The 13375-nt window shown below is 46.0% G+C and carries 13 protein-coding genes; 7 read left to right on the forward strand and 6 right to left on the reverse strand.

Annotation, left to right across the window (positions count from 1 at the left end):
• Positions 1 to 17 precede the first annotated feature (17 nt).
• The 3 genes from Q1A08_RS01735 to Q1A08_RS01745 all read right to left on the reverse strand — a co-directional run bounded on the left by Q1A08_RS01735 (position 18) and on the right by Q1A08_RS01745 (position 1870).
• Positions 18 to 200 carry a hypothetical protein gene (locus Q1A08_RS01735; protein ID WP_299768820.1) on the reverse strand — a complete coding sequence of 61 codons (183 nt, stop codon included), beginning with the start codon at positions 198 to 200 and terminating at the stop codon, positions 18 to 20.
• Positions 201 to 203: 3 nt separating this feature from the next.
• On the reverse strand, positions 204 to 1022 hold the full coding sequence (gene modA, locus Q1A08_RS01740) for a molybdate ABC transporter substrate-binding protein (RefSeq protein ID WP_299768823.1): 819 nt from the start codon (positions 1020 to 1022) through the stop codon (positions 204 to 206).
• Between the two features lie 269 nt (positions 1023 to 1291).
• Positions 1292 to 1870 carry an NAD(P)H-dependent oxidoreductase gene (locus tag Q1A08_RS01745; RefSeq protein WP_299768826.1) on the reverse strand — a complete coding sequence of 193 codons (579 nt, stop codon included), beginning with the start codon at positions 1868 to 1870 and terminating at the stop codon, positions 1292 to 1294.
• A 180-nt stretch (positions 1871 to 2050) separates the two neighbouring features.
• Here Q1A08_RS01745 and Q1A08_RS01750 point away from each other — a divergent pair, with 180 nt between their 5' ends.
• The gene (locus Q1A08_RS01750; protein ID WP_299768828.1) at positions 2051 to 2944 is read left to right on the forward strand and encodes a LysR substrate-binding domain-containing protein; all 894 of its coding nucleotides are present in this window, start codon (positions 2051 to 2053) and stop codon (positions 2942 to 2944) included.
• Positions 2945 to 3186: 242 nt separating this feature from the next.
• Here the strand turns inward: Q1A08_RS01750 and Q1A08_RS01755 are convergent, their stop codons facing one another.
• On the reverse strand, positions 3187 to 3873 hold the full coding sequence (locus tag Q1A08_RS01755) for an IPTL-CTERM sorting domain-containing protein (protein WP_299768831.1): 687 nt from the start codon (positions 3871 to 3873) through the stop codon (positions 3187 to 3189).
• A gap of 799 nt (positions 3874 to 4672) precedes the next feature.
• Here Q1A08_RS01755 and Q1A08_RS01760 point away from each other — a divergent pair.
• Both Q1A08_RS01760 and Q1A08_RS01765 read left to right on the forward strand, forming a co-directional pair.
• On the forward strand, positions 4673 to 5293 hold the full coding sequence (locus Q1A08_RS01760) for a DUF4823 domain-containing protein (protein WP_299768834.1): 621 nt from the start codon (positions 4673 to 4675) through the stop codon (positions 5291 to 5293).
• A gap of 144 nt (positions 5294 to 5437) precedes the next feature.
• On the forward strand, positions 5438 to 6010 hold the full coding sequence (locus Q1A08_RS01765) for a DUF1285 domain-containing protein (protein WP_299768837.1): 573 nt from the start codon (positions 5438 to 5440) through the stop codon (positions 6008 to 6010).
• A gap of 92 nt (positions 6011 to 6102) precedes the next feature.
• Here Q1A08_RS01765 and Q1A08_RS01770 read toward each other — a convergent pair whose 3' ends face one another.
• Complete coding sequence (locus tag Q1A08_RS01770; protein WP_299769900.1) at positions 6103 to 7728, reverse strand: electron transfer flavoprotein-ubiquinone oxidoreductase; 1626 nt, start codon at positions 7726 to 7728, stop codon at positions 6103 to 6105.
• Between the two features lie 661 nt (positions 7729 to 8389).
• On the opposite strand from Q1A08_RS01770, the gene Q1A08_RS01775 reads away from it, so the two are divergent.
• Together Q1A08_RS01775 and Q1A08_RS01780 are read left to right on the forward strand one after the other, a co-directional pair.
• Positions 8390 to 9139 (forward strand): electron transfer flavoprotein subunit beta/FixA family protein, encoded by a 750-nt coding sequence (locus tag Q1A08_RS01775; RefSeq protein WP_299768840.1) that lies wholly within the window; start codon positions 8390 to 8392, stop codon positions 9137 to 9139.
• Position 9140: 1 nt separating this feature from the next.
• Positions 9141 to 10070: an FAD-binding protein gene (locus Q1A08_RS01780; protein WP_299768843.1), complete on the forward strand. Its 930-nt coding sequence runs from the start codon at positions 9141 to 9143 to the stop codon at positions 10068 to 10070.
• 138 nt (positions 10071 to 10208) lie between these two features.
• Here Q1A08_RS01780 and Q1A08_RS01785 read toward each other — a convergent pair whose 3' ends face one another.
• Positions 10209 to 10643, reverse strand: coding sequence for a hypothetical protein (locus Q1A08_RS01785; protein WP_299768846.1), 435 nt, complete (start codon positions 10641 to 10643; stop codon positions 10209 to 10211).
• A 195-nt stretch (positions 10644 to 10838) separates the two neighbouring features.
• Here Q1A08_RS01785 and Q1A08_RS01790 point away from each other — a divergent pair, with 195 nt between their 5' ends.
• Together Q1A08_RS01790 and Q1A08_RS01795 are read left to right on the forward strand one after the other, a co-directional pair.
• A complete protein-coding gene (locus Q1A08_RS01790) occupies positions 10839 to 11039 on the forward strand; it encodes a DUF2788 domain-containing protein (protein ID WP_299768848.1) in 201 nt (66 codons plus the stop codon).
• Positions 11040 to 11110: 71 nt separating this feature from the next.
• Entirely contained in the window at positions 11111 to 13351 is a 2241-nt protein-coding gene (locus tag Q1A08_RS01795) for a response regulator (protein WP_299768851.1), read from the forward strand.
• Positions 13352 to 13375 lie beyond the last annotated feature (24 nt).

The raw sequence follows: 13375 nt of genomic DNA on the forward strand, positions 1-13375 counted from the left end.
CTTCTTAGTTACTTCAGCTAACTTAAAGGCACTAAAAATAGCCAAGATTCCCCGCTATCTAAATCGTGCATTACATTATCAACGACAAACTGCTCACCCTCTAAAACCAGTTGTTCACCAATGGTAACTGGGTTTCGAAATAGCTGGTCTTCATAGCTGTAGCTATCTTCTTTGCTGACATGTAGGTGGTAGATGTACACAAATTACTCCTTGAGATCTAAATTCCTGTCAAAATCTTTTGAGTCGGAATAGGGGATACTGTAGCCGTGTGACTCAATAATCTGCTGCGCCTTAGGTGTTTGTAAAAATCGCCAAAAAGCCGTGGCCGACAGCTTGTTGCTGCTGCGCTTAAGTAAAACGGCGTCTTGTAAAATGGCCGGGTGCAACTGCTTGGGGACTTGCCAGGCATTATTACGATCTTCTGTTTGCAAGCTCAACCATTGAGATTTGGCAATAAAACCCGCGTCTACTTGGCCTGCTTGAGTAAAGTGGTAGGCTTGGGCAATGTTTTCACCTTGTATCTGTACTATGTTGCCCGCCTTGTTCGGCTTTGCTTCATTGGCAAGCTTTGCTAAAACACTGCTCGCAGCTTTGCCATAGGGGGCGAGTTTGGGGTTGGCTAGGGCAATTTTTCCTGCTTCCCGCTTAAGAAACTCGACACTCAGCTTCTTATTCCGATGCTCGGCATGGCTAGACCATAGTACTAGGGCGCCCTCAGCATAGCTAAATTGACTATCCGCGAGTGCAAATCCTTCGGCAACTAGCTGTTTTGGGCGAAGCTGATCTGCAGATAGAAATATATCAAAAGGCGCGCCGTGCCGAATTTGGGCGGCGATCTTGCCGCTAGAGCCCAATACAAAGCGAACTTTGTGGCCGCTTTCTTTGCTGAATTCTTGCCCTATCTGTCGCGCGCTATGGGCAAAGTTTGAGGCTACAGCAACGGTTAGTGTCGCTGAGTAAGTTTTTGAAATACTGTTAATAAACAAAAAGATGGAGAATAAAGCTAGAATTAGCTTCACCACAAGAACCCCCGAATATTTAGTCTCCTTAAAGTAACAAATTCAGGCATCTTTTGCAGTAAGTTATAGAATAAAAGCTGTAGTGAGCTGCTGTCGTTGTGGAAGTGGAATCTAAGGATAAAAAAGCCGCCTATAATACAGGCGGCGCAAGGGTCTTAGGGTGTTCTCTATTACTTAATAACTTAGATCATATATCTGGCATATGCAAAAGTGATTGATGAAGCAAACGACTTTTTTCACACTTTCACATCAAATTATGATGTGTGTTTCGCTTATTTCGCCAGCAGAGCATCAATTTGGCGCTCTCCGTCACTTAACACTTCGGCTTGCGAGCCCTTTGAGCCACTTGCATCGATGTGATGTATTTCCTTAACGCCAATAAAACGGCATACCTGCTCGATATAAGTGCTGCAATGATCATAGCTACTGCCTACGGGCGTGCCGCCAGTTGCGGTGATGATATAGGCCTTCTCTATATTACAGAGGCCTTGTGGACCTTGCTCTGTATAGTGAAAGGTCTTGCCCGCAACACAAATGGCATCAATCCAAAGCTTTAAATAGCTCGAAACGCTGAAGTTGTACATGCTGGCGCCAATAATCAGAGTGTCAGCTTGCTTTAATTCGGCAATCAAATTGTTCGATAGCCCCACAAAGCTACTTAGGCTGGTATTTCCGTTATCAGTTCCATCTTTAAAGGCCATCAAGTCCTCGGCGCTTGGCAGGCTAACGGGGTTTGACACGAGGTCACGGTACACCGTTGGCTTATCCAGCTTAGCCGCAAGGTATTGGCCTAGCTTGCGACTGTTGGAACCTGTTAAGTTAGCGCTGCTATCGATGTGTAAAGCTGTCATTTTTAAGCCCTGTATCCAATTAATTGTTCAAATTCGTTTTTGATTTATTAAGCTTGTTTCGCAGGACGTGTCTTGAGGTTGCGCCCTGCAATAAACTGTTAAGAAGTATTTTATGGATTGACAGTTTTTTAATAAGCGGTAAATTCTGCATAAAACCTTCAATTAAATTGAACAGTTACTATGAGATCTCAAATAACTCTAGAAGTCCTTGAAATTCTTGATGCCATTGATCGTCGAGGCAGTTTTGCTAAGGCGGCCGAAGAGTTGAATCGGGTGACCTCGGCATTATCGTATTCCGTGCAAAAACTCGAGGAGCAGTTAGATATTGTGGTGTTTAGGCGGCAGGGGCGCCGATCGGTACTCACGCCTGCTGGAAAGTTACTTCTAGATGAGGGGCGGCAGCTGTTGCAGGCTAGCAACGATATCGTCCTAAAGGCGAAAGAGGTGGCTAATGGTTGGGAGCCAAGGATCCGCATTGCCGTTGAATCTCTGCAGAACTATCCCAGCTTTTTTACTGTGGTATCCGATTTTTTGCAGGAGCACCCCAGTATGGAAATAGATGTTCAAGAGTCAGTTCTAAACGGTGGCTGGGATGCCTTGGCCAGAGCTGAGGTAGAGCTGCTTGTAGGCGCGCCAGGGCCGGTACCTAGCAACCAGGGGATTAGAATGGAGCCTTATGGCTTGGACGCGCTGATTGAGCTTATATCATCTCATCACCCTTTGGCTGAGCAGGCAGCTAATGTCGATTCGGTAGATCAGGTTTACCCAAGCCTCAGGCGGGTAGTGCTGCATGATACCTCGGTGGTTGATGTTGCCCGAAGTGCCGGCCTCGGGCAGCAATCACAGCGTTTTTATGTGCAAACCATGGAGCAAAAATACCAGGCCATCAAAGCTGGAATAGGAATCGGCTTTGTACCTACGCACCGCGCCGAGAGAGCAATAGAAAGCGGTGAGCTTATCAAAGTTGCCAAGCCGATTATGGATAATCAGCAGCAGTACCTGGCCTGGAAAGTGAGTAACAAAGGCAGGGGCTTGCAAGAATTGTGTCGGCGTTTGTTACAAGATGATCGGTGATTAATCCGCAGGCTGCTCTAGGGGTTTCTTTCGTAGATACTTTTCCACTTTTAGGCAAGCTCGACTGCGAGACTGCCTACGGTATCGCCTGGGAAATTACTGGGATTCAAACAAGGCTAATCCTACTCCTTTCAGTTTACCCTTGTGGAAATATTGCCAAAAGAGAGTCGCAGATAAGCCAAGCCACAGAGCTTTATGCTCTGCAACTCAAGCGGCTTTAAACTTAAATGCTCGTCTTTTTCCTATGAAGTCTTGTTCTGAGCGCGCTTTGATCGAAACGCAATCAACCCCAAAAAAGCGCCAAGCAGTAATAGGCCTATGGGTGGCAAAGCTGGCACAGAAGTAGTTGAGCTTGCCCCTACAGCGCTAAAAAAGCGTATATAAATATGGAAACCTGTCACTAATATAGGTGCGCCCCCTGAGTCGCTAACAAGGTCGCGAAGATCGCCCACTAGGGTGTTAGATATTACGTTATAGGCATTGGCACCATCAGATGAATATACAGCAATAAAATATGTTCCTGGCGCCAGCTGAGATGTTGTGAGCGTAAATTGATCCAAATTGGAATCATTTCCGCCTACAGTGACATTCGCATAGGTAGATCGGTTTGCTAAGGTTGCTGGCCCCGATTCAATTAAATTGTATGGCGCTACGTTGCTGCGTATTGCGTATTCATAACTCGTAGCCATTGAGGGTGTGCTATCGCTGAGCTGCTCTATTCTTGTAATAACAGTGGGTGAAGTAATCGTCAGGGGAGTAAAGCCTATTTGCCTCGGTGGGCCTACATGCTGGACTTGTAGGGTGTTTGCTGCACCGTCAAATCCAGTAATACGCTCATCCAATAGAGTTTGCGCTAGTGATTGTTGGCTAAAGAACCCAGTAATCACTAATAAAAAAGAAAATACGGCACACGTACGTGAGTACTTCATTTACTACCCCCACAACGGAATTGATTAGTTATTATAAAACTTGGTGATACTAACCCGCACTTATATTAATTGGTAGTAAAAATGGCGCATAAAGGAACTTTCATAATGCCTTTTCAATCGCTGAAGAGCTTAGTCAAACGTTTCCAGATACAGAGTTTCATACAGAAGGGCGCGTGAGTTTTTATATTTTGTTGTTTTGGTAATGAGCGAATCCCTAAGGGCTAAGAAGAGGGGGCTCTAGAAAATCAAAAGTTAAATAAAAAAAACCCGACGTCTGGGGGAGAGCATCGGGCCAAGACCATTAGGAGTAAACACGTCGTTGAACATAGCTTTGAAGAAAGATAACAGTGCTCTGTTCGATCATAAGATGAAGACTGGCTGCTGTCATTTACCTTACTGGCGTTATTAAGTATTAATCAAATCAGAAAAAATGCCAGTGAAATATCGCCGTTGCTTAAATGTTTTTTTCATGTTGCCAAGGCTTCGAAATACTCAATTCTTATATCCAACCTATTACTGAGCTCCGGGGTAATTAATCGCTATTTGTTATTAATTTCGTGGAATATAAACATGCTTGCTATATAACTTAAGCTGCCATTAGTTGGCACTATAGTCACAAAAGCCGCTTTGGCCTCTTTATTGCAATATTTTTTGTAATGATCACTGCAATTGAGTCAGCCCCCCAAAATAGCCTAGTGTGATTGTAATACGGCTTATTGCCGGCTAGGTACTGGACAAAAATTTCCTGTGGGAAATTTAAAAGGGAAGCTTGTTGCCGCTTATATACGGGAAGAGCGTTATGAAAACGAGTAAGTTCACCGCCGCAAAATTTTTGTCGATCGCTTTATTGCTATCGATGCAAATGGCCTGCACGCCGCAATACAGTTATCAGGTGGCCCAGGAGATTCCGTCCTATCTTCAAATGAGTAATAAAGTAAATATTACTCGGCAGCAGCAGTGGCGGCTTAATGCCCATACGCCTTTGTATATTGCAATGGCTAAAAACGATCTAATTCCCCGTACCGAGCTGACTATCACAGAAAGCCTTTACGATGCTTTGCTGGAGCAATTTCCACTGAGCAAAGCCTCCTCCAATCCTGCTAGTTTAGGCGAGGCGCTGGCCAGCGCTCGCTTGATGCGCATGCCGATCACGGTGTTTCATCAGTTATCCTACATGGAGGACAATATCAGCAGCTGGCAGGAGTTCGATCAGGATATGGACTCCGGCAGATCCATGGGGCGGGACCGTCTGCGCCTTCAGATCCAGTTATACGATAGCTATAGCGGTAAGCTATTGGATTCGGCCATATTGGATTCGGTAAGTCGCCGGCTTGCTTGGTCTGAGGTAAGTCCAATTGAGCTATTGCGTATGGCATCCGCAGATTATGCTCAGCAGTTAACTATGGTCAGCGTCCCCTGATAACCGCTTTGAGACAAAGACGAAGGGTTCTTGCATCATGAGCTGACTATGGGCAGACTGTAGCGCCCTAATGCTGGGAACACAAAAATCCTCCGTTGTATGGCCGTCGATTATCGGCTAGTGAGACTTAAAGAGAGGGTGGTTATGCCAAGCAGGAATTATAATTTAAGACCTATGCTAGACCCAGAACAACTGAGCCAGGCCGTTCAACAAGCCGCTTCGCCAGGATCTAAGCCTCCAGTTCATTTGTGGAACCCTGATTTCAGTGGCGACATCGATATTGTTATTGCTGCAGATGGGCAGTGGTATCACGAAGGCGATCCTATTCGCCGCTTACCTTTACGCGCATTGTTCGCCTCGATTTTAAAGCGCGAAGGCGATGAGTACTTTTTGGTAACCCCGATTGAGAAGTGGCGAATTCAAGTGGAGAGACAAGCATTTTGTCTAACTCAAATGATGGAGTTGGAAGAAGATGGTGTGTTTTTTCTTGAGTTTCGCAACGAAATTGGTGAATCTGTGCGCCTTGATGCCAAGCACCAAATTTGGTTTGAAAGCTATGGTGAGCAAAGTATCCCCTGTATTGCCGTGCGAGATGGCTTAAATGCGAGCTTATCACGATCGGTCTTTTACGAGCTGGTAAATCTTGCCCAGGACTGTGAGGGTGAAATGCAAGTGTTTAGCGGCGGAGTTGGATGTTCCTTAGGGAAAATATATTAACTAGCTTTAAAGCTCTTGTAGCTGCTAACTAAAATAGATGACATTAAAAAAGGGCCTGAAGGCCCTTTTTTAATGTCGCAACAAGCTTTGCGTTACATATTTGGATAGTTAGGGCCGCCAGCACCCTCTGGGCATACCCAGGTAATGTTCTGGCTTGGGTCTTTAATATCACAAGTTTTGCAGTGTACGCAGTTCTGGCCATTAATTTGGAACTTCTTGCTGCCATCTTCTTGCTCGACAACCTCGTAAACACCTGCAGGGCAGTAGCGTTGTGCTGGCTCGTCCCACTTGGCGTAGTTCACCTCCATTGGGATAGCGTCGTCTTTCAAGGTTAGGTGGCAAAGTTGGTCTTCTTCGTGGTTGGTATTCGATAGGAATACCGAAGAAGGTTTATCAAAGCTCAAAACGCCGTCTGGTCGCGGGTATTCAATCTTCTTGGCCTCGGAGGCTAGCTGCATGCCTTCATGGTCTGGCTTAGGGTCAGATAGTGTCCAAGGCAGGCCGCCATTGAAGATATTGATATCGATAAAGGCGTAGGCTGAACCAATAATGTTGCCCCACTTATGCTGTGCTGGGCCGAAGTTGCGCTGGGTGTGAAGTTCTTTCCACGCCCAAGAAGCTTTGTAGGCCTCGGTAAACTCAGTTAGATCTTGACCGTTACGCTCTTCTGCAATCGCTTTAACTACCACTTCAGCGCCTAGCATGCCGGATTTCATGGCGGTGTGGCTGCCTTTAATTTTGGCGAAGTTTAGGGTGCCAGCGTTATCGCCTAGTAATAAGCCGCCAGGGAAGGTCATCTTGGGCTGTGACTGGATACCGCCTTTGGCAATAGCGCGGGCACCGTAAGAAAGACGCTCGCCACCCTCTAGGTACTGCTTGGCTACAGGATGATGTTTGTAGCGCTGGAACTCATCGAACGGGCTTAGGTGCGGGTTGGTATAGGAAAGGTCGGTAATTAGGCCGATCACGACCTGATTGTCTTCGATGTGGTATAAGAAGGTACCGCCAGCAGAGCCTGATTCGTTCAGTGGCCAGCCTGCGGTGTGAACAACCAAACCTTGCTGATGCTGTTCGGCTGGAACCTTCCAAATCTCTTTAATGCCGATACCATAATGCTGTGGCTCTACGTCTTTATCCAGCTCGTATTTGGCGATCAATTGCTTACCAAGCTGGCCGCGACAGCCTTCAGTGAATAGGGTGTATTTACCGTGCAGCTCCATGCCGGGCATATAGCTGTCTTTTTGCTGACCATCCAAACCTATGCCCATATCGCCAGTGGCAATGCCTTTTACGCTGCCATCTTCGTTATAGACAACTTCGGCGGCGGCAAAGCCTGGAAAGATCTCTACACCCATGGCTTCGGCTTGTTCAGCCAGCCAGCGGCACAAGTTGCCAAGGCTGATAATATAGTTGCCTTCGTTATGCATGGTTTTAGGGGTAAAGAAGTTTGGAATCTTGATGCTGTTTTCGGCGTTGCGCAGCATATAGATGTCATCACCAGTGACTTCGGTGTTGAGTGGCGCGCCACGTTCTTTCCAATCAGGGAACAGCTCATTTAGGGCAGTGGGCTCGAATACCGCACCCGAAAGGATGTGGGCTCCAACCTCTGAACCTTTTTCAACTAGGCAGACAGAGATTTCTTCGTTCAGCTGTTTTATACGACAGGCTGCTGATAAACCGGCAGGGCCAGCACCAACGATAACCACATCGTATTCCATATATTCTCTTTCCACAGTCTCACTCCTGGCAAATCTAGCTAAATACGGTTGTGCCGTTTATCTAATAGCGGCACTTCTATAATACAAACCGAGAGGCTTGGCTTTTTATCAACCCAAAACCTCTGGGTTAAGCTTCATTATTGGCTTAGCTTAACCTTTCTAAACCTTTTAACGCCATTCATAGTTTTGATACCCGTTATCGATACTGTCGATTCGAGCTTGAAACGGCTGGCAAAGCGCTCAGATAATTAAAACTAATACCCAATTTCTCTAGTATTGGCGCGGATTATAGCTGTGACGGCCTAGATAGACCAATGGTAAAAAGGCGCAAAGCTATGACCGAATGTTCCACCATTTAAGTAGCGAGATGCGACATTTGCCCAACAACTGCCTAATTAATGAGCCTTAAAAAGGTACTGTCTGTGGAAAAAATGACTAATTTCAGTGACTTTGATCAATCTCGCCATTACCCCTGAGCAGAACAGGTATTGATTTTAAGGGGCTGCTGCTTCAACATACTCGCCGCTCGAAGTCGGCTGTAATATGCTTTTATTAAAGCCAGAGCACTGCGGGAATGTGGTACCACTCTTAAAACAACAAGGGCGTAAAGCCAGAGGGTGCTGCCGCGTTTATCCTTCAACGATAAGCGAATGGGAAACCGATGAAGATTCTTGTTGCTGTAAAACGCGTTGTGGACTACAACGTCAAAGTACGTCCAAAGTCAGACGGTACTGACGTTGATATTGCCAACGCTAAAATGTCTATTAACCCTTTCTGTGAAATCGCTGTTGAAGAAGCGGTTCGCCTAAAAGAGAAGGGCGTTGCGACTGAAGTAGTCGCCGTATCACTGGGTACCAAACAATCCCAAGAACAAATTCGTACTGCGATGGCCTTAGGTGCCGATCGCGGCATCTTGGTAGAAACCGATACTGAGCTGCAGCCATTAGGCGTGGCGAAGTGTTTGAATGCCATCATCGCTAAGGAATCCCCTGATCTTGTGATCATGGGTAAGCAGTCCATTGACGGTGACAACAACCAAACTGGTCAGATGCTAGGTGCATTGAGCAATATGCCTCAGGGTACTTTCGCTTCTGAAGTTGCGGTTGAAGACGGCACTGTTAACGTAACTCGCGAAATCGACGGCGGTCTACAGACTGTTAAGTTGAACTTGCCAGCGATCGTTACTACCGATCTGCGCTTGAATGAGCCTCGCTATGCGTCTTTGCCTAACATCATGAAGGCTAAGAAGAAGCCACTAGATACTACAACTCCTGATGAGTTGGGTGTTGATGTAGCTCCACGTGTACAAACCTTGAAAGTTGAGCCACCTGCCGAGCGCAGTGCGGGCATCAAGGTTGCAGACGTAGCTGAGCTGGTTGAGAAACTAAAAAATGAGGCGAAGGTGATCTAAGATGAGTATTTTAGTAATTGCAGAACACGATAATGCTAGCCTCAAGGCCGCTACTCTAAACACTTTGGCTGCGGCTAAAGCGATTGGTGGTGACGTACATGTACTCGTTGCTGGCTCTGGTTGTGGTGCTGCGGCTGAAGCTGCTGCCCAAGCTGATGGTGTAGCTAAGGTATTAGTTGCTGACAATGCCGCATACGAGTATCAGTTGGCTGAAAACGTTGCAGCTCTTGTTGCTGACTTGGGTAAAGATTACACCCATGTTTTGGCTTCTGCGACCAGTAACGGTAAGAACATCATGCCTCGCGCTGCAGCTTTGCTGGATGTTCAGGCTATTTCTGACATCATTTCTGTTGAGAGCAGCGATACCTTTAAGCGTCCTATCTACGCTGGTAACGTGATCGCAACAGTACAGAGCTCTGATGCGATTAAAGTGATCACTGTTCGTGGTACGGCGTTTGACGCTGTAGCAGCCGAAGGTGGTTCTGCTGCTGTTGAGTCTGTAGATAATGCCCAAGATGCTGGTGTTTCCTCTTTCGTTGGTGAAGAGCTAGCGAAGAGCGATCGTCCTGAGCTAACTGCCGCCAAGATTGTTATCTCTGGTGGTCGTGGTATGCAGAACGGCGAAAACTTCGAAATGCTGTACAAGGTAGCTGACAAGCTAGGTGCTGCGGTAGGTGCTTCACGTGCTGCTGTAGATGCTGGCTTCGTACCTAACGATATGCAGGTTGGTCAAACCGGTAAAATCGTTGCGCCTGAGTTGTACATCGCTGTAGGTATCTCCGGTGCTATTCAGCACTTGGCAGGTATGAAAGATTCTAAGGTTATCGTTGCCATCAACAAAGACGAAGAAGCTCCGATCTTCTCTGTAGCAGACTACGGTCTAGTTGCTGATTTGTTTGAAGCTGTGCCTGAGTTGGAATCTTCCATCTAAGCCGGTCTTGGGTTTATTGATTGGGAGGGCAGCTTGCTGCTCTTCACTGAGCTTTGGGCTCAGATGATTTCCATCAGTAAATTTCAAGCATAAAAAAAGCCGCAATAGCGGCTTTTTTTATGGCTGCGAATTAATCAATTATTCGCTTTTTAGCTTTTCAAGAGCGCCTTCAGCTTTGTCTTTTAGCTCGTTCATTTTTTCTTCGTCTTGAACGGCTTCTTCAACCTTGTTCATTGCGTCGCCAGCAGCTTCTTCAACTTTATCAGCTACAGCACCAACAGCGTCTTTAGCGCCTTCGCCTAGCTCACCAGCCGCTTCTTTTGCGCTATCGCTCATTTCGCTCATGGCATCAGAAGCCTGCTCTTTAAGACCAGATGCGGCATCTTGGGTAGCTTTGGCAGCTTGATCCAATAGGTTGCCAGACTCAGCCTTGGCTTCGCCAGCAGCTTCTTCAACAGCAGCGGCGGCTTTTTTCTCTTCGCTAGCGTCTTGTGAACAGCCAGCTAGTACCAAAACAGAAGCCGCAGTGAAAGCCAGTAGACCGTTACGCAACAATTTAGTGTTAATTTTCATTCTATATCCCCTTTGTCTTCACTTATAATAAACCTAATACAGGTATATTAGGCGCGGCATCAAGACCCTTGTTCCTGGCAGCGCCTTTTAACTTTTATGAGACCGCTCTTATGAGCGACTCAGGCAGTGTATCTGGCTTATCCTGAATAGAAAAGTAACCGATACCACATTTTTGCGAAGAGTTTGGAGTTATTAGTGGATATTGAAGTATTTGAAACCTGGTCTCTGTATCTAGGGGTCGGTGGCCTAATCGCCTTTATGGCATTTATTGTTTGGGATTTAGCCAAACAGTCCAATGCTGGGCGCTTCGGTACCATGATTCTGTTTGCGGCTCTTGGTTTGGGTGTTCTGGGTTTTGTCATTAAAACCGTCATTGTACAGATGATGGAGCAGTAAGCTCCCCGGTGTCCAATTGCTAGTAATAGCTGCACATTGCGCAGTAACCCGTTTTTGCGAGAACAGGCCTTATGTTTAAGCTCTTTATTCCAGAATCTAAAGTTCATCGTGATCGCCGTTTAATGCGCGAAACTGATAGTCGCATGGCCAAATACAGTCGTCGCGGCATCTTGATCAATCTTGCGGTGTTTCTGTTCTGTGTCTGGATGGGGGAGCTTTACCTTCAAGCTCCAACCGCCACTGCAATTTTGACTGTTGGCTTATTAGCATTAACTGCTGTGCGCAGCTTTTTTCTATTTCGTTTTGATGCTTTATATCCGAGAGCTCCTTCTCGCTGGCGTAACCAGTATTTTTTAGCCTCACTGCTCGGTGCTGTTTGGTGGAGTGTGGTCTTAGTCACATTTACGCTTATCAAAGGCCTTGATGACGCTTCTACTATCTTATGGTTTTACACCATCGTTTTCTTTTCTTCGACGGCCAATGCTTTAGCGCCTTACAACCGCTATATGAGTTGGTATCAGTTTCTAGGCTTGATACCAGGTGCCTTGGCCATGGTGTCCTTGGGCACCATTAACGGTTATCTCTACGGCATCATTATTTTGTTGTTTTTCTTGCTCATGATTCATCAGGGTAGAATTGTCGCAGAAAGCTACTGGAAGAGCTTGGAAACTAACCAAGCCTTGACCCGTAAAACCATTGAGCTGGAAGCTGAAAAGCGCGATATGCAGGCCGCAGATCAATTTAGTACTGAGTTTTTACAGAACCTGGGTAGCGAGGTTCGGGTTAACTTAAATGATTTGTTGGGAAGTTTGTCCTTACTTGATCGCGATCAACTGAGCTCACATCAATCTGAATTGGTGGATATGGCGCATCGTACTGCCATGCATCAATTGGAGTTGATCAATAATGTTGGTGAATATCTAACAACTGTGGGTCGTCAGTACGAGCGTGATATCAGCGTATTTAATTTACGTCGCTTGCTAGAAAACGTACTTGAAGATTTGTTTGAAGATGCGGCTCATCAGCACACTGAATTGAATTATTTGCTGAATTCAAGCATTCCCCTTCGTGTGCGCGGCGATGCTGTACGCGTCCAACAGATTTTGCATCAGCTGATTTACCACGTGATGTATTCCACTCAGTCCGAAGAAATTACCATCGTTGGTAACTATAAATTGGATAATCAACGTGACGGTAATCTGACCTTGAAAATTCGTTTAATAGGGGCAGGGGATGACAAGTATTCCGCCTGGGAAACGACAGGTGAAAGCGAGGAAAGCGCGACTACTTTAGTCAATAGTTGGGAAAACAGTACTTCATTTGTCGTCTGTAAAGCATTGGCAGAATCTATATCAGGCTTTGTAGAGGTAAGCCCTTCGCGTCACCAGGTTTTGGTAAGCTTGCCACTTGAAATATCTGGTAGCCTCACGCAAGAAGTTTCAGTCAACGCTCGCCTTAAAAACAAACGAGCGCTATTGGTAGATGTATCCAAAGAAGTTCGCAAGCCAATGATGCGTGAATTTAAGGACTGGGGTCTAAAGGTCACCCACGAAAAAGATCTAGGCTCAGTGGTTCAGCTAATGTGGGATGCACGAAACGATGACGAAGCATTTGATCTAGTGCTGTTTTACACCCGTCATGGTAATCGTGACTGGATGGAAATTTCTCAGCAGATTTTAGATAACGAGCAACTGCGCGATGTCGCACAGTTAATTGTGGGTAATAAGCGCGATATGGAATGTACGGAAGTTACCGACTACGCCATTGATAAGATACAAGTTGCCCGCTTGAATAAACCGCTATCTCCACATGCGGCTCACAATGCCTTGCAATACTTGCTGCTAAAAGGCGATTACGCTAAGCCCGATTGCCTCAATCATGATAAAGATAATATTTTATCTTTTGACGGGTATTCGGTTTTGCTGGTAGATGATCATCGAGCCAATCAACTGGTGACACAGAGATTATTGGAAAAATTGAAACTGCAAGTTACCGTCGCGATTAACGGCAAAGAAGCTTTGGAAAAAATGCAAAACCAGAGTTTTGATATTGTACTAATGGATTGCAATATGCCATTAATGGATGGTTTTGAGGCAACTCAAATAATTCGAGAACGTGAAATCGAGCACGAGTTAAAAAGCGCCGAGTCAGGAGAGCCTGTCTCCGAGCATATCCCAATTATTGGTATGTCATCGCATTTGTTTAACGGTGAAAAGTCTCGCAGTTTTGCCGCGGGGATGGATGAGTACTTAGCCAAGCCTATCGAGTTTTATAAGCTGCAGCGATTGTTGCAGCGCTGGTTGAATAACTAGTTTGCACTTTTAGATCTTATAAAC

It is taken from the genome of uncultured Pseudoteredinibacter sp. (genome assembly GCF_947500695.1).
Lineage (GTDB): Bacteria > Pseudomonadota > Gammaproteobacteria > Pseudomonadales > Cellvibrionaceae > Pseudoteredinibacter.